Origin of the sequence: Promicromonospora sp. NPDC019610 (assembly GCF_044389365.1) — a bacterium.
GTDB lineage: Bacteria > Actinomycetota > Actinomycetes > Actinomycetales > Cellulomonadaceae > Promicromonospora.
In genome coordinates, this window is the sequence record NZ_JBIRXX010000002.1 from 327,899 (window position 1) to 342,641 (window position 14,743).

Consider the following 14,743-nt stretch of genomic DNA (forward strand, 5'->3'; position numbering starts at 1 on the left):
GACGTGAACCGACCCACGGCGATGAAGGCGTGGCGCGTGGTCTCCCACGGGGAGCCCGAGCAGGTGATGGAGCTGCACGACGTGCCGGTGCCCGAGCCCGGCCCGGGCGAGGTGCTGGTCCGGGTGCGGGCCGTGGCGGTGAACTTCCCCGACGTGCTGCTGGCCCGCGGCGAGTACCAGGAGCGGCCCGAGCTGCCGTTCGTGCCCGGGATCGAGCTGTGCGGTGACGTCGTGGCGCTCGGGCCCGGCGTGACCGAGGGGGAGCGGGTGCGGGTGGGCGACCGTGTGGTCGGCTCGAAGATCGGGGTGCTCGCGCAGTACGCGACGGTCCCGGCCCAGGCCGTGCACGCGGCGCCGTCGGCCCTGGACGACGCCCAGGCCGCGGCGCTGACGATCGCGTACCAGACGGCGTGGTTCGGGCTGCACCGGCGGGCCGGGCTGCGGGCCGGGGAGACCCTCCTGGTGCACGCCGCCGCGGGCGGCGTGGGCACGGCCGCGTGCCAGCTCGGCCGGGCGACGGGCGCGCGCGTGGTCGGGGTGGTGGGCAGCGCTGCGAAGGTGGCGGCGGCCCGCGCCGCGGGCGCGGGCGAGGTGTTCCTGCGCGACGACGACTGGGTCGGCGCCCTGCGCGGCGCCGTGGACGTGGTGTTCGACCCGGTGGGCGGCGACTCGTTCGAGCGCTCGACGCGCTGCCTGGCGTTCGAGGGCCGGACCGTGGTGGTCGGGTTCGCGAGCGGGCAGCAGCCGGTGGTCCGGGCCGACCTCGCCCTGGTGAAGAACTACGGGGTGCTCGGCCTGCACTGGGCGCTCTACCAGCAGCGGCGGCCCGACCTCGTGGACGCCGCGCACGCCGAGCTGGAGCGGCTCGCCGCGACCGGCGTGCTGCGCCCCGCGCTGGGCGACGTGGTCGGGTTCGGCGACGCGCCCGCCGCGGTGGCGCGGCTGGCGGGCGGCGCGACGACGGGGCGGCTGGTGGTCCGGGTGGCCGACGACGCCGTGGTCGGCGACGAGGTGGCGGCATGACGGGCCCCACGGCCGCCGGGCTGCACGACCTGACCGGCCGGGTCGCCCTGGTGACGGGCGCGGCCCGCGGCATCGGCGAGGCGTACGTGCGGATCCTGCACGACGCCGGCGCCCACGTGGTGATCACCGACGTGCTGGACGCCGAGGGCCGGGCGCTGACCGAGGAGCTGGGGGAGCGGGCCCGGTTCGCGCACCTGGACGTGACCGACGAGGACGCCTGGGAGCAGGTCGTGGGCGAGGTGGTCGACACGCTCGGCGGCGTGGACGTGCTGGTCAACAACGCGGGCATCGCCAATGCGGCCCCGATCGAACACTTCACGCTCGCCAAGTGGAACGCCGTGATGGCGGTCAACGCCACGGGCGTGTTCCTGGGCTGCCGGGCGGTGGTCCCCACGATGAAGGCGGCGGGGCGCGGCTCGATCATCAACATCTCCTCGGTGGAGGGGCTGCGGGGGAGCTGGAGCCTGCACGGGTACACCGCCTCGAAGTTCGCCGTGCGGGGCCTGACCAAGTCGCTCGCCGTGGAGCTGGGCAAGGACGGGATCCGGGTCAACTCGGTGCACCCCGGCCTGGTCCTGACCGAGATGAGCACGCGGATCGACCCCGACGCCCTGGTGATCCCGCTCGGCCGGCCCGGCGTTCCCGCCGACCTGGCGGGAACCATCCTGTTCCTCGCGAGCGAGGCGTCGGCGTGGATCTCCGGCCAGGAGATCGTGGTCGACGGCGGCATGACCAGCGGGATCCCGCACCGGTAGACGGCCCGCCGGGCGCACCGGGACGGGAATCCTCGATCACCACCCGAAGGGGAACCATGACGCACGAACTTCCCGGCCTGGACGTCGCCGGCCTGGCCGCCTGGCTGGCCCGGGAGCACCCGGAGCTCGCCGGGTCGGACGGGGCGCCCGGCCTGACCGCGACCCTCGTCACCGGCGGGCGCAGCAACCTCACCTACCGGGTGGACGGCGCCGCCCGTCCGCTGGTGGTGCGGCGCCCGCCGCTGGGGCACGTGCTGTCCAGCGCGCACGACATGCGCCGCGAGCACCGTGTCATCACGGCGCTCGCGGGCACCGTCCCGGTGCCGGGCACGGTGGCGGTCGTCGACGACACCGAGGCCGGGGAGGTCACGGGCACCGTGTTCTTCGTCATGGAGCACGTCGACGGCGCCGTCCTGGCCCGGCCCGAGGACAACGCGGCCTGGACCCGCGCGGGTCTGGGCGCGCTGTCGGTCGAGCTGGCCGAGGTGCTGGCCGACCTGCACGCCACCGACCCCGCGGCCGTCGGGCTGGCCGACTTCGGCCGGCCCGCCGGGTACCTCGGCCGGCAGCTGAAGACCTGGCGGCGGCAGTACGACGCCTCCCGGTCGCGGCCCCAGCCGCTCCTGGACACCCTCCAGGAGCGGCTGGCGGACGCGGTGCCCGACGACGGGGCGCGCTCCGGCATCGTGCACGGCGACTACCGGCTCGACAACGTGCTGGTCGCCGGGCCGCCGGAGGCCCCGCACGTCGCGGCGGTGCTGGACTGGGAGATGGCCACGCTCGGCGACCCGCTCGTCGACCTCGGCATGCTCGGCATGTACTGGGACATCCACGACCTGACGCGGGCGGCGGGCGTCGTCGGCGTCGCCGGGGCGATCGCGCCCGGTGCGGGCTACCCGGACTTCGCCGAGGTCATCGACGCCTACGCGGCCCGCGCCGGCACCGCCGTCCCGGACCTCGCCTGGTACCGGGCGTTCGCCTGCTACAAGCTCGCGGTCATCCTCGAGGGCATCCACTACCGGTACACCGGCGGCCAGACCGTCGGCGCCGGGTTCGACACGATCGGCGCGCTCGTCGAGCCGCTGGCCCGCGAGGGGCTGGCCCGGCTCGGTGCCACCGCACCCGAGCACGGCACCACGGCAGGAGGAGCCTGATGGACTTCGCACCCGACGCGACCACGCGGGAGATCACCGCCCGGGTCCGGGACTTCCTGGTGGACGACGTGCTGCCCGCCGAGCCCGTGCTCGCCGCGCAGCTCGCGGCCACCCCCGACGACTGGTCGTTCCGGCCCGTCGTGCGCGACCTGCAGGCCGCCGCGAGGGAGCGCGGGCTGTGGAACCTGTTCCTGCCGCCGGGCGGCCCTGCCGCGGAACGCGGCGGCGGCCTGACCAACCTGCAGTACGCCCCCGTGGCGGAGCTGACCGGGTACAGCCCGAAGCTCGCGCCCGTCGCCATGAACTGCGCCGCGCCCGACACCGGCAACATGGAGCTGCTCGCGCACTTCGCCACGCCCGCGCAGCGCGAGCGCTGGCTCGACCCGCTGCTGGACGGGACGCTGCGGTCGGCGTTCTGCATGACCGAGCCCGCCGTCGCGTCGTCGGACGCCACGAACATCGCCACCCGGATCGTGCGCGACGGCGACGAGTACGTGCTCACGGGCCGCAAGTGGTTCGCCACCGGCGCGATGAACCCGGACTGCGGGCTGCTGGTCGTGATGGGCAGGACCGACCCGGGCACAGATCCCGAGGTGGCCCGGCACCGGCAGCAGTCCATGGTGCTCGTTCCCCGCGACACCCCCGGCGTCACCGTGCTGCGCGGCCTGACCGTGCTGGGCTACGACGACCGGGACCACGGCGGCCACGCCGAGATCGTGTTCGACGACGTCCGCGTGCCCGCCGACGCCCTGCTGGGCGGCGAGGGCGACGGGTTCGCCATGGCCCAGGCCCGCCTCGGCCCTGGCCGCATCCACCACTGCATGCGCGCCCTCGGCATGGCCGAGCGCGCCCTGGACCTGGTGCGCGAGCGCGCCGCCGAGCGGGTCGCGTTCGGCGGGCCGCTGGCCGACCAGGGCGTGGTGCGCGAGTGGGCCGCCACCTCCCGCATCGAGCTCGAGTCGCTGCGCCTGCTCGTGCTCAAGACCGCCTGGCTCATGGACACCGTCGGCAACAAGGCCGCCATGACCGAGATCCAGGCCATCAAGATCGCGGTACCTCGCGCCGTCGGGCAGATCCTGGACCGCGCCGTCCAGGTGTTCGGCGCCGCCGGGGTCTCCGGCGACCACCCGCTGGCCGAGCTGCTGGTCGGCGTGCGCACCCTGCGCCTGGCCGACGGGCCCGACGAGGTGCAGCTCGCCGGGCTCGGCCGGGCCGAGCTCCGCCGTCGCGCGCCCTACCTGGCGCGCGTCGCCCCCGTCCCGCCCACCACGTCGACCGTCGAAGGAGACCCGACATGACCCACGCGCCCTCGCCCACCCCGGCCGCGCCCGACCCCGCAATCGACGGGCCCGGCTACGGCACCCTCTCGATCGCGAGCATGCTGGCCGAGACCGCCCGTCGGTTCCCCGACCGCACCGCGCTCTACTTCCTGGGGCAGGCCGCCACCTACGGCGACCTCTGGGACCAGACCCGCGCGTACGCGGGGGCGCTCGCGGCCCGGGGGATCGGGCCGGGCTCGCGCGTGGCGATGATCGTGCCGAACGTGCCCGACTTCGCCCGCGTCTACTACGCCACCCTCGCGCTCGGCGCCGTGGTGGTGCCGGTACACCTGCTGTTCCGCACCGACGAGATCGAGTTCGTGCTGCGCGACGCCGGGGCCGACGTCGTGGTGGTCGCCGCCCCCATGCTGGCCGAGGCCGCGCCCGCGGCGGCCCGCGCCGGGGTGCCGCTGCTGACCGTGCTGCTGCCGCAGGACGCCGCCCGCGGCCTCGCCGAGCGGGGCACCCCGGTGGCGCGGCTGGAGGAGGAGGCGGCCGCGGCCACCCCGATCGAGCGGCACGCGGGCGTGAACCCGCTGGCGGCGGCCACGATCCTGTACACGAGCGGCACCACCGGCACGCCCAAGGGGGCGGTGGGCTCGCACCTGGCGATGGTCGAGCAGGTGCACTGCTCCCTGATCGACTCGTTCGACCTGCGGCCCGACGACGTCGTCTACGGCGGCCTGCCGTTCTTCCACTCGTTCGGGCAGATGGCGGTGCTGAACATGGCGTTCCGGCGCGGCGCGTCCATCGTGCTGCTGCCGAGGTTCGACCCGGACGAGGCCCTGGAGCTGCTGGTGGCGCACGGCGCGACCGTGTTCACGGCCGTGCCGACCAACTTCGCGGGCATCGTCGAGGCAGCCCGCCGGACGACGGCGCGGCCCCCGCTGCGGTTCGCCGTCTCGGGCGGCGCGGCCCTGCCGGTGGCGCTGCTGGAGGCGTTCGAGGAGGCGTTCGGCGCGCAGGTGCACGAGGGGTACGGGCTGACCGAGACGTCGCCGTCGTGCACCTTCAACGTGACCTCCGAGCCCATCCGGCCCGGCACCGTGGGACGGCCCATGTGGGGTGTCGACGTGGCGGTGGCCGTGGCTGAGGTGGAGGACCGGGTGGAGCTGCTGCCCGTGCCGGCGCCGGGCGGGGTGCCGGGCTCGACGGCCGGCGAGCAGAGTGACCTGGGCGAGATCGTGGTGCGCGGGCACAACCTGATGAAGGGGTACCTGGGGCGGCCCGACGCCTCGGCCGCCGCCGTCGTCGACGGGTGGTTCCGTACCGGCGACCTCGGCACCGTGGACGCCGACGGCATCGTGACGATCGTGGACCGCAAGAAGGACATGATCCTCCGCAACGGCTACAACGTGTATCCCACCGAGGTCGAGGCGGTGCTGGCCCGCTACCCGGGCGTCGCGCTGGCCGCGGTGTTCGGGGTGCCCGACGCCGCGCGCGGGCAGGAGGTGCACGCCGCCGTGGTGCCCTCCGACGGGGCCGTCGTGGACCCGGACGCCGTGGTCGCCTACATGCGCGAGCACGTGGCGGCGTACAAGTACCCGCGGGTGGTGCACGTGTCCGCCGACCTGCCGCTGGGCCCGAGCGGCAAGGTGCTCAAGCGCGAGCTCACGGCCCGGCACTCGGCCCCGGCGTCGGCCCCGCTCCCGATGCGGGAGCCGACGGCGACGCGGGAGCCGTGACGCGATGCGTCGAAAGTGCGCTTCTACCCCGTCATTGGGCCCGGAATCAGCACGTTTTCGGGCCCAATGGCGGGGTAGAAGCGCACCATTGGCCGCGGGCGGCGCGGCGGCGGCGCTACGCTGGTGGCGTGGGCGGCACGCCCAGGTGCCGCTCGACCGCCGCGCGGATCACGTCCGGGACCGGGACCGGGCGCCGCTCGACCTGGTCCACGAACACGTGCGTGAAGGCACCCGTCGCGTACGCCTCGCTGCGGTCGGGCGCGCCCGCGCGCAGGATCGCCAGGTCCCAGGTGAGCGAGGTGCGCCCGAGGCGCCCGACGGCGACGTCGACCTCCAGCTCCTCCGGGAACGACGCCGGGGCGAGGAACTCGCACGAGGACGCGCGGGCGAGCCCGATCACGGCGCCCGTGGGGTCCAGGTCGGTGTGCCTGATGAGCCAGGTGTTCACCGCCGTGTCCATGGCCTCGTAGTACACGGTGTTGTTCATGTGCCCGTACTGGTCGTTGTCGTTCCAGCGCAGCGGGAAGGGGTGCCGATAGCCCATCGAGCCAGCGTAGACCGACCCCAAGGGGTCGATGCAACATATCCACGAATGATGCATACTGGACATGCATCAGATCGACGACGATCGGAGGACCGATGACGCTCGCACCCGAGCCACCCGCCACTGAACCGGGCACCGACCTGCTGGAGGCGGACTTCTACGCGTTCCAGGACCTGCTCACCCCGGCCGAGCAGAAGAAGGCCCTCGCCGTCCGGGAGTTCATGGAGCGCGAGGTGCGTCCCATCGCGGACGACTACTGGGAGCGCGCCGAGTGCCCCGTGCACCTGTTCAAGCCCTTCGCGCAGCTCGGCACCATCGGGTCGGGCTGGGCCGAGACGCAGGGCGAGGAGACCTCCGCCGTGTTCCGCGGCTGGGTCGGCATGGAGACGGCGCGCGTCGACTCCTCGTTCTGCACCTTCATCGGGGTCTCCGGCGGCCTGGCGATGACCTCGATCGGCATCGGGGGCAGCGCCGAGCAGCGCGCGACGTGGCTGCCGCCCATGGCGGCCGGCGACCTGATCGGCGCGTTCGGGCTCACCGAGCCACTGGCCGGCTCCGACACCGCGAAGGGCCTGCGCACCACCGCCACCCGCACGGGCGACACCTGGGTGCTCAACGGCGCCAAGCGCTGGATCGGCAACGCCACGTTCGCCGACGTCGTCGTCATCTGGGCCAAGGACACCGCCGACGACCAGGTCAAGGGCTTCCTGGTGCGCCAGGGCACGCCCGGCTTCACCGCCACCAAGATCGAGCGCAAGCAGTCCCTGCGCATCGTGCAGAACGCCGACATCGTCCTCGACGACGTCCGCGTGGACGAGGCCGACCGGTTGCAGGGCATCAACAGCTTCCGCGACGTCGCCAAGGTGCTGCGCATCACGCGCGACGGCGTGTCCTGGCAGGCGCTGGGCACGATGATCGGTGCCTACGAGGCCGCCGTCGCCTACACCAGGCAGCGCGAGCAGTTCGGCAACCCCATCGCCAGCTACCAGCTCGTCCAGGACAAGCTCGCCACGGCGTACGCGAACGTCACGGCGAGCTTCGCCATGTGCGTGCGCGTGGCCCAGCTCCAGGACCTCGGCACGCAGCAGGACGCCCACGCCGCGATGGCCAAGGCGTTCGTCACCACCCGCATGCGCGAGACCGTCGCGCTGTGTCGCGAGGCGTGCGGCGGCAACGGGATCACACTGGATCACGGCGTCGCCCGGTTCTTCGCCGACGCCGAGGCGGTCTACACGTTCGAGGGGACCAAGGACATGAACCAGCTCATCGTGGGCCGCGCCATCACCGGCCACGCGGCGTTCGTCTGACGACGCGACGCCGCACCGACCTGGCTCACCGGCTCAAGGAGGAGTTATGACCGAGGCCTACATCGTCGCCACCGCGCGGTCGCCCATCGGGCGCGCGCACAAGGGGTCGCTGAAGGACGTGCGCCCCGACGACCTCGCCGCCGAGATGGTGCGCGCCGCCGTCGGGCAGGTGCCGGGCCTGGACCCGGCACGCATCGACGACCTGCTGCTGGGCTGCGGCCTGCCGGGGGGCAAGCAGGGCATGAACCTGGCGCGGATCGTCGCCGTGCTGTGCGGCTGGGACACGGTGCCCGGCGCGACCGTGACGCGGTACTGCAGCTCCAGCCTGCAGACCACGCGCATGGCGTTCCACGCGATCAAGGCGGGCGAGGGCGACGTCTTCGTCTCCGCGGGCGTGGAGTCCGTCAGCTCGTTCGCCACCGGGTCCAGCGACGACATCCCGGGCGTGGACCTGCACAACCCCGTCTTCGCCGACGCCCTGGCCCGCACCGAGAAGCGCGCCGGGTCCGGCACGGGGCTGTGGACCGACCCGCGGCTGGAGGGCGTGCTGCCCGACGCGTACATCTCCATGGGCCAGACGGCGGAGAACGTCGCCGCGCTGCGCGGCGTCACGCGCGCCGAGCAGGACGAGTTCGCGGCCCGCAGCCAGCAGCGGGCCGAGGCCGCCGTCGCGGCCGGCTTCTGGGCCCGGGACATCACGCCCGTCACCCTGCCCGACGGCACGGTCGTCTCCGCCGACGACGGCCCGCGGCCGGGTACCACCGTGGAGAAGCTCGCGACGCTGGAGCCCGTGTTCCGCCCCGACGGCAGCGTCACCGCGGGCAACGCCTGCCCCCTGAACGACGGCGCCGCCGCCGTCGTCATCGTCTCCGGCCGCGTGGTCGACGAGCTCGGCCTGACACCGCTGGCCCGCATCGTGTCCACCGGCGTGAGCGGGCTGTCCCCGGAGATCATGGGGCTCGGCCCCGTCGAGGCCAGCCGGCAGGCGCTGCGCCGCGCCGGGCTCACGGTCGACGACATGGACCTCGTGGAGATCAACGAGGCGTTCGCGGCGCAGGTGATCCCGTCGGCGCGCGAGCTCGGCGTCGAGCCGGAGCGGCTGAACGTCAACGGCGGCGCCATCGCCGTCGGGCACCCGTTCGGGATGACCGGGGCGCGCATCACCTCCACCCTGATCAACGCGCTCGCCGACACCGGGGGCCAGTACGGTCTGGAGACGATGTGCGTGGGCGGCGGCCAGGGCATGGCGATGGTGCTGGAGAAGCTCTGAAGGGAGCGGACGTGCTGATCACGGGTGCGGTGCTGGAGCGCTGCGGCGCGCCGGCGCCCTACACGGAGTCCCGGCCGGTCACGGTCGGGCCGCTGGAGCTGGACCCGCCCGGCGAGCGCGAGGTGCTGGTACGGATCGAGGCCGCGGGGCTGTGCCACTCCGACCTGTCGGTCGTGGACGGCAACCGCGCCCGGCCCGTGCCGATGCTGCTCGGGCACGAGGCCGCCGGTGTCGTGGAGGCGACCGGCCCGGGCGCGCGCCTCGCCGTCGGGCAGCGGGTCGTGATGACGTTCCTGCCGCGCTGCGGGGAGTGCGCGCAGTGCGCCACCGACGGGCGGCTGCCGTGCGCGGTGGGGTCGGCGGCCAACGCGGCCGGGACGCTCGTGGGTGGCGGACGGCGGCTGTCGCGGGCCGGTGGCGGGGCGGACGGCGGGGCCGGCCGCGCTCAGCAGGTGCACCACCACCTCGGGGTGAGCGCGTTCGCGACCCACGCCGTGGTCTCCGAGACCTCCGTGGTGCCCGTCGACGACGACGTCCCGCCCGACGTCGCCGCGCTGCTCGGCTGCGCGGTGCTGACCGGCGGCGGCGCCGTCGTCAACGCGGGCCGGCCCGCCCCGGGCGACCGGGTGGCCGTCGTGGGACTGGGCGGCGTGGGCATGGCGGCGCTCCTGGTGGCGGTCGCGCTGGGGCACGAGGTGGTGGGCGTCGACGCCGTGCCCGCCAAGCTCGACCTGGCCCGCGAGCTCGGCGCCGCCCTGGCCGTCGGGCCGCAGGAGGCCGCCGACCAGGGGCTGCGCGCGCCCGTCGTGATCGAGGCGGCGGGCTCGGCCCGCGCCTTCGAGACCGCCTACGCGCTGACGGCCCCGGGCGGCACCACCGTCACGGTGGGGCTGCCGCACCCCGACGCGCGGGCGAGCATCTCACCGCTCAGCCTGACCGCCGAGGCGCGCACCGTCGTCGGCTCCTACCTCGGCTCCGCCGTGCCGGGCCGCGACGTCCCGCGCTACGTGGAGCTGTGGCGGGCCGGGCGCCTGCCCCTGGAGCGCCTGGTGTCCGACCGCATCACCCTGGACGACCTGCCCGCCGCGCTCGACCGGCTCGCCTCCGGCGCGGCGCTGCGGCAGCTCGTGATGTTCTGAAGTTCACGCAACGAGAGGAAACCCCTGATGACTCGTACAGCCATTGTCACCGGAGCGGCCCGCGGCATCGGCGCCGCCACAGCCCGCCGGCTCGCCCAGGACGGCTTCGCCGTCGCCGTCCTGGACCTCCTGGAGGACCAGGCGAAGACCACCGCGGAGGCCATCGTGGCCGACGGCGGGCGCGCGCTCGCCGTGGGCGTCGACGTCGCCGACGAGGACTCGGTCGCCGTCGCCGTCGCCCGCGTCACCGCCGAGCTGGGCGCGCCCACCGTGCTGGTGAACAACGCCGGGATCCTGCGCGACAACCTGCTGTTCAAGATGTCGGTGGGCGACTGGGACGCCGTGCTGGGCGTGCACCTGCGCGGCGCGTTCCTCATGACGCGGGCCGTGCAGGCGCACATGGTGGAGGCCGGGTACGGCCGCATCGTGAACCTGTCCTCGACGTCCGCCCTCGGCAACCGTGGCCAGGCCAACTACTCGGCCGCCAAGGCGGGCATGCAGGGCTTCACCAAGACCCTGGCGATCGAGCTCGGCAAGTTCGGCGTGACCGCGAACGCCGTGGCGCCCGGCGTGATCGAGACCGACATGATCCGCGAGACCGCCGAGCGCATCGGGGTGTCGCTGGCCGACTACCTCAGCGTGGCCGCCAAGGACGTGCCCGTGGGCCGTGTGGGCCAGCCCGAGGACATCGCGAACGCCGTGTCGTTCTTCTGCGCCGAGCAGTCCGGGTTCGTCTCCGGGCAGGTGCTGTACGTGGCGGGCGGCCCCAAGGCATGAGCGCCGGCGTGGACGGCGTCATCGCCGTCGACTCGCCGGCGGCCCTCGCCGACGCCGTGGGCCGCACCGCGACGGGCGAGTGGTTCGAGGTCACGCAGGAGCGCATCGCCGCGTTCGCCGACGCGACCGAGGACCACCAGTGGATCCACCTCGACGCCGAGCGGGCCGCCGCCGGGCCGTTCGGCACCACGATCGCGCACGGCTACCTCACCCTGTCGCTGCTGCCGCACCTGGCGTCGTCGCTCGTCGAGGTGGGCGGCGTCGCCATGGTGATGAACTACGGCATGGACCGGCTGCGGTTCCTCAGCCCGGTGCCGTCGGGCGCGCGCGTGCGGGCCGTCACCGAGATCCTCTCGGCCGAGCCGACGCCGGCCGGTGTGCGGCTCGCCTCGAAGGTCACCGTCGAGATCGAGGGGGCCGAGAAGCCGGCCCTCGTGGCGCACACTCTGTCGCTGTACGTGCTGGAGGCCTGAGGGCTCTGCGGACCTGAGGGCTCTGCGGACCTGAGGGCGCGCCGCGCGCCCCGAGAACGACGTGAGGTACCGATCCTGACCGGGGTCGGTACCTCACGTCGTTCTGCGCCGGGGCTGTGCAGTGGGTCGTGCAGCGGGTCGTGCGGCGGGCTGTGCGGCGAGGCTGCCGGGGGAAGGTGTGCTGGGGGAGAGGTGGCCGGGTGGGCCGCATTCCGTTCACCCTGGCCCCGCACAGTCCGCCCCCGCCGGACTGTCCGGCACAGCAGGCATCCCCGGGGCACAGCCGAACGAAGTTCAGCCCTCCCGGCACCCGCCGCATCAGTGGTGTCCGACCCCGGGAGCGCCCGCGACGGCCGTCGCGGGCGCCGCAGTGTTGCGGAACAGATGGTTTGACAGGTCCGCCCCGGAGCGATGTACTGGTGTTCTATCGAACAGGTGTTCGTAAGTGCTCCACCACCGGTCTCCGCCGGCAGGCACCATCGCTGGAGGGACATGACCGTCGTAACCATCTCCTCGAAGGCCGACACCGCCGCCGACGCCGTCCCCGCCGGCGGCGGCAGCAAGCACGCGCAGGCGCTCGCGGCGCTGCGGTCGGCCGAGGCGCGCACCGGCGTCCGCCGACAGGCCACGGCCGCGCGGCCGGTGCAGGCCGTCCGCGGCGAGCAGCCCGTCGCGGCGCACCGGGTGCAGGTCCGGGCGCTGCGGGGCGGGCTCCTGACCGACCCGTTGCCGGCGTCCGCGCCTGTCGAGGCCCACCCCACGGAACCCGCGCCGTCGTCAGCCGGCCGGGTGGGGCACCCGGGCGAGGACACGCGGGTGCTGCCCGTGCACCCGCACCTGGCGGCCCTGCTGCCGGACGGCGGCCTGCGGGCTGGGACCACCGTGGTGGTCCGGGGCTCGACGTCGCTGCTGCTCACGCTGCTCGCCGAGGCGTCCCGAGACGGGGCCTGGACGGTGCTGGTCGGGTACCCGGCCGCCGGGATGGCCGCCGCGGCCGACGCCGGGTGCGACCTGGCGCGCACCCTGGTGGTGCCGCTGCCGGCCGGGTCGGGGGTGGACGCGCCCGCCGTGCTCGCCGCGCTGATCGACGGCATGGACGTCGTCGTGGTCGGGCCGGAGGTGGCCCTCCTGGACCAGGACCGCCGCCGCCTCACGGCCCGTGCCCGCGACCGCGGCACCGTCCTCCTCCCGGGCACGGGCGGCTGGGCCGGGGCGCACGTCGTGCTCGAGGCCACCGCGGGCGGCTGGGCGGGGGTCGACGGCGGGGTGGGCTGGCTGCGGCGCCGGACCCTGCGGGTGCGGCGCACCGGGCGGGGGAGCGCGGCACGTCCGGTGCACCTGGACGTGGAGGTGCCGGTGTGCCGGGCGGCCGTGGCGGAGCCCCTCGGCGCCGGGGTCTCGGGGAGCGTGCGGGACGCGGCCGTGCAGGCCGAGACCGTCGAGGGCCGCCCGTCACTGGAGCTGGTGGGATGAGCGGGCGCACCGGCACCGCGACGGCCGTGACCCGCACCGCGTGCCTCTGGGTGCCCGACTGGCCGGTCGTCGCCGCCCTCGTCGTCGCCGGCCTGGGCCCCGAGGTGCCCGCCGCCGTCACGGGCGGCCCCGGCGGGCGGATCGTCGCGGTGTCCGCCCCCGCGCGCAGCGCCGGGGTGCGCCGCGGCATGCGCCGTCGCGAGGCCCAGGGGCGCTGCCCCGACCTGCAGCTCTGGGCCGCCGACGACGCCCGCGACGCCCGCGAGTTCGAGCCCGTCGCCGTGGCCGCCGAGACCGTTGTCCCGGGGCTGGAGATCGCCCGCCCGGGACTGCTCCTGCTGCCGTCCGGAGGTGCGGCCCGCTACCACGGCTCGGAGCACGACCTGGCGCGCGAGCTGACCGAGCAGGTCGCCGTCCGCACCGGGCACGAGTGCCAGGTCGGGGTCGCGGACGGCTACCTGGCCGCCGTCCTGGCCGCCCGCGACGACGCCGTCGTGCCGCCGGGGGACTCCCGCGACTACCTCGCGCCCCGCCCCGCCGCCGTGCTGGTGCACGCCCGGCCCGCCGACCGGGCGCTGACCGAGCTGGTCGACCTGTGGCGCCGCCTCGGCGTGCGCACGCTGGCCGACCTGGCCGCCCTGCCCGACGCCGCCGTCGCCGCCCGGTTCGGCGACCTCGGCGTCTGGGCGCAGCGCCTCGCCCGCGGGCAGGACGTGCGCCCGCCCGCCCGGCGCCGGCTGGTGGAGGACCTGACCGTCATCGAGGAGCTGGACCCGCCGGCGCACCGGGTCGACGTCGCGACCTTCGCCGCCCGCCGCCTCGCCGAGCGCCTGCACGACGACCTGCACCGGCGCGGCCTGGCGTGCGGCCGGCTGCGGATCACGGCGCGCGCCGTCGACCCCGTCACGGGCGAGGCCCGCACCCTGGAACGGCTGTGGCGCACCGACGACACGCTCGGCGGGCTCTCGGCCGCCCGCATCACCGACCGCGTGCGCTGGCAGCTCGAGGGCTGGCTCACGGCGTCGTCCCTCGGGCAGGGCGAGCAGCCCGCCCCGATCGCGGGCCTGAGCCTGGCCGCCGAGGAGGTCACCCCCGCCGGGGCGCTGCAGCCGCGCCTGTGGGGACCCGGCGCGGGCGAGGACCTGCGCGCCCGCCGTGCCGTCGAGCGCGTGCAGGCCCTGCTCGGCGGCGACGCCGTGCTCACCGTGCGGCTCCAGGGCGGGCGCGACCCCCGCGACCGCGTGCAGCTCGTGCCCTACGGCGAGCAGGTCCCGCCCGAGCGCGACCCCGACCGGCCCTGGCCTGGCGCGCTGCCGCCCCCGGCGCCGTCGGTCGTGCTCCCCGAGCCCGTCCCCGCACGCGTGCTCGACGCCGCCGGGCGGCCCGTCGTCGTCGACGTGCGCCTGGCGGTCAGCGGCGAGCCGGCTCGCGTGCTGGTGCCGGAGGAGACGGCCGGCGGCGGTGCGAGCGGTATGGTCGGCGGCGGCCGTGCCGGCGGCGGTCCGGTCGGCGGTCGTGCCGGCGGCGGTCCGGTCGGCGGTTCGGACGAGGATGGCGCGGCGTGGGCCGGTCTCGACGCCGCCGTCGTCGACTGGGCCGGGCCCTGGCCGGTCGCCGAACGGTGGTGGACGTCCCGGGGCAAGCGCCGTGTGTTCCTCCAGGTGGTGGTCGACGGCCCCGCCGGACAGGACGAGCTCACGCTCGGCCTGCTGCTCTCGTCGGCGGCGGGGACGTGGTCCCTGGAGGCGCTCTATGACTAGGCGGTTCGTGTCTCGGGGTCGGCAGTCTCCTGAACCGGCAGCTCGGGGTCGGCAGTTTGTGGCA

At 75.3% G+C, this 14,743-nt stretch carries 13 protein-coding genes; 12 read left to right on the forward strand and 1 reads right to left on the reverse strand.

What is annotated here, in order from left to right; genetic code table 11:
* The first annotated feature begins 3 nt into the window (after positions 1–3).
* The 5 genes from ACH45N_RS13070 to ACH45N_RS13090 are packed head-to-tail and all read left to right on the forward strand — an operon-like array spanning position 4 to position 5,936.
* Positions 4–1,023, forward strand: coding sequence for an NADPH:quinone oxidoreductase family protein (locus ACH45N_RS13070; protein WP_397394425.1), 1,020 nt, complete (start codon positions 4–6; stop codon positions 1,021–1,023).
* A complete protein-coding gene (locus ACH45N_RS13075; RefSeq protein ID WP_397394427.1) occupies positions 1,020–1,778 on the forward strand; it encodes an SDR family NAD(P)-dependent oxidoreductase in 759 nt (252 codons plus the stop codon). Before ACH45N_RS13070 ends, ACH45N_RS13075 begins: the two co-directional genes overlap by 4 nt.
* 56 nt (positions 1,779–1,834) lie before the next feature.
* Positions 1,835–2,932, forward strand: a complete 1,098-nt coding sequence (locus ACH45N_RS13080) for a phosphotransferase family protein (protein ID WP_397394429.1) — start codon at positions 1,835–1,837, stop codon at positions 2,930–2,932.
* A complete protein-coding gene (locus tag ACH45N_RS13085; RefSeq protein ID WP_397394431.1) occupies positions 2,932–4,230 on the forward strand; it encodes an acyl-CoA dehydrogenase family protein in 1,299 nt (432 codons plus the stop codon). Before ACH45N_RS13080 ends, ACH45N_RS13085 begins: the two co-directional genes overlap by 1 nt.
* On the forward strand, positions 4,227–5,936 hold the full coding sequence (locus ACH45N_RS13090) for an AMP-binding protein (RefSeq protein WP_397394433.1): 1,710 nt from the start codon (positions 4,227–4,229) through the stop codon (positions 5,934–5,936). Before ACH45N_RS13085 ends, ACH45N_RS13090 begins: the two co-directional genes overlap by 4 nt.
* 115 nt (positions 5,937–6,051) lie before the next feature.
* Here ACH45N_RS13090 and ACH45N_RS13095 read toward each other — a convergent pair whose 3' ends face one another.
* A complete protein-coding gene (locus ACH45N_RS13095) occupies positions 6,052–6,480 on the reverse strand; it encodes an acyl-CoA thioesterase (protein WP_397394435.1) in 429 nt (142 codons plus the stop codon).
* A gap of 95 nt (positions 6,481–6,575) precedes the next feature.
* Here ACH45N_RS13095 and ACH45N_RS13100 point away from each other — a divergent pair, with 95 nt between their 5' ends.
* The 7 genes from ACH45N_RS13100 (at position 6,576) to ACH45N_RS13130 (ending at position 14,679) form a co-directional block, all read left to right on the forward strand.
* Positions 6,576–7,787 (forward strand): acyl-CoA dehydrogenase family protein, encoded by a 1,212-nt coding sequence (locus ACH45N_RS13100; RefSeq protein WP_397394437.1) that lies wholly within the window; start codon positions 6,576–6,578, stop codon positions 7,785–7,787.
* Positions 7,788–7,833: 46 nt separating this feature from the next.
* Positions 7,834–9,057: an acetyl-CoA C-acetyltransferase gene (locus ACH45N_RS13105; protein ID WP_397394439.1), complete on the forward strand. Its 1,224-nt coding sequence runs from the start codon at positions 7,834–7,836 to the stop codon at positions 9,055–9,057.
* 11 nt (positions 9,058–9,068) lie between these two features.
* Positions 9,069–10,196: a zinc-binding dehydrogenase gene (locus tag ACH45N_RS13110; RefSeq protein WP_397394441.1), complete on the forward strand. Its 1,128-nt coding sequence runs from the start codon at positions 9,069–9,071 to the stop codon at positions 10,194–10,196.
* A 27-nt stretch (positions 10,197–10,223) separates the two neighbouring features.
* A complete protein-coding gene (locus tag ACH45N_RS13115) occupies positions 10,224–10,973 on the forward strand; it encodes an SDR family oxidoreductase (RefSeq protein WP_397394443.1) in 750 nt (249 codons plus the stop codon).
* Positions 10,970–11,446, forward strand: a complete 477-nt coding sequence (locus ACH45N_RS13120) for a MaoC family dehydratase (RefSeq protein ID WP_397394445.1) — start codon at positions 10,970–10,972, stop codon at positions 11,444–11,446. Before ACH45N_RS13115 ends, ACH45N_RS13120 begins: the two co-directional genes overlap by 4 nt.
* A 492-nt stretch (positions 11,447–11,938) precedes the next feature.
* Positions 11,939–12,919, forward strand: a complete 981-nt coding sequence (locus ACH45N_RS13125) for a hypothetical protein (protein WP_397394447.1) — start codon at positions 11,939–11,941, stop codon at positions 12,917–12,919.
* Positions 12,916–14,679: a DNA polymerase Y family protein gene (locus ACH45N_RS13130; protein ID WP_397394449.1), complete on the forward strand. Its 1,764-nt coding sequence runs from the start codon at positions 12,916–12,918 to the stop codon at positions 14,677–14,679. Before ACH45N_RS13125 ends, ACH45N_RS13130 begins: the two co-directional genes overlap by 4 nt.
* Positions 14,680–14,743: the final 64 nt, after the last annotated feature.

Bases quoted from the DNA above. Each gene is read 5' to 3' on its own strand.
- ACH45N_RS13100 (WP_397394437.1), top strand. From the start codon at position 6,576: ATGACGCTCGCACCCGAGCCACCCGCCACTGAACCGGGCACCGACCTG.
- ACH45N_RS13130 (WP_397394449.1), top strand. From the start codon at position 12,916: ATGAGCGGGCGCACCGGCACCGCGACGGCCGTGACCCGCACCGCGTGC.
- ACH45N_RS13120 (WP_397394445.1), top strand. From the start codon at position 10,970: ATGAGCGCCGGCGTGGACGGCGTCATCGCCGTCGACTCGCCGGCGGCC.
- ACH45N_RS13125 (WP_397394447.1), top strand. From the start codon at position 11,939: ATGACCGTCGTAACCATCTCCTCGAAGGCCGACACCGCCGCCGACGCC.
- ACH45N_RS13095 (WP_397394435.1), bottom strand. From the start codon at position 6,480: ATGGGCTATCGGCACCCCTTCCCGCTGCGCTGGAACGACAACGACCAG.
- ACH45N_RS13105 (WP_397394439.1), top strand. From the start codon at position 7,834: ATGACCGAGGCCTACATCGTCGCCACCGCGCGGTCGCCCATCGGGCGC.
- ACH45N_RS13085 (WP_397394431.1), top strand. From the start codon at position 2,932: ATGGACTTCGCACCCGACGCGACCACGCGGGAGATCACCGCCCGGGTC.
- ACH45N_RS13075 (WP_397394427.1), top strand. From the start codon at position 1,020: ATGACGGGCCCCACGGCCGCCGGGCTGCACGACCTGACCGGCCGGGTC.
- ACH45N_RS13115 (WP_397394443.1), top strand. From the start codon at position 10,224: ATGACTCGTACAGCCATTGTCACCGGAGCGGCCCGCGGCATCGGCGCC.
- ACH45N_RS13080 (WP_397394429.1), top strand. From the start codon at position 1,835: ATGACGCACGAACTTCCCGGCCTGGACGTCGCCGGCCTGGCCGCCTGG.
- ACH45N_RS13090 (WP_397394433.1), top strand. From the start codon at position 4,227: ATGACCCACGCGCCCTCGCCCACCCCGGCCGCGCCCGACCCCGCAATC.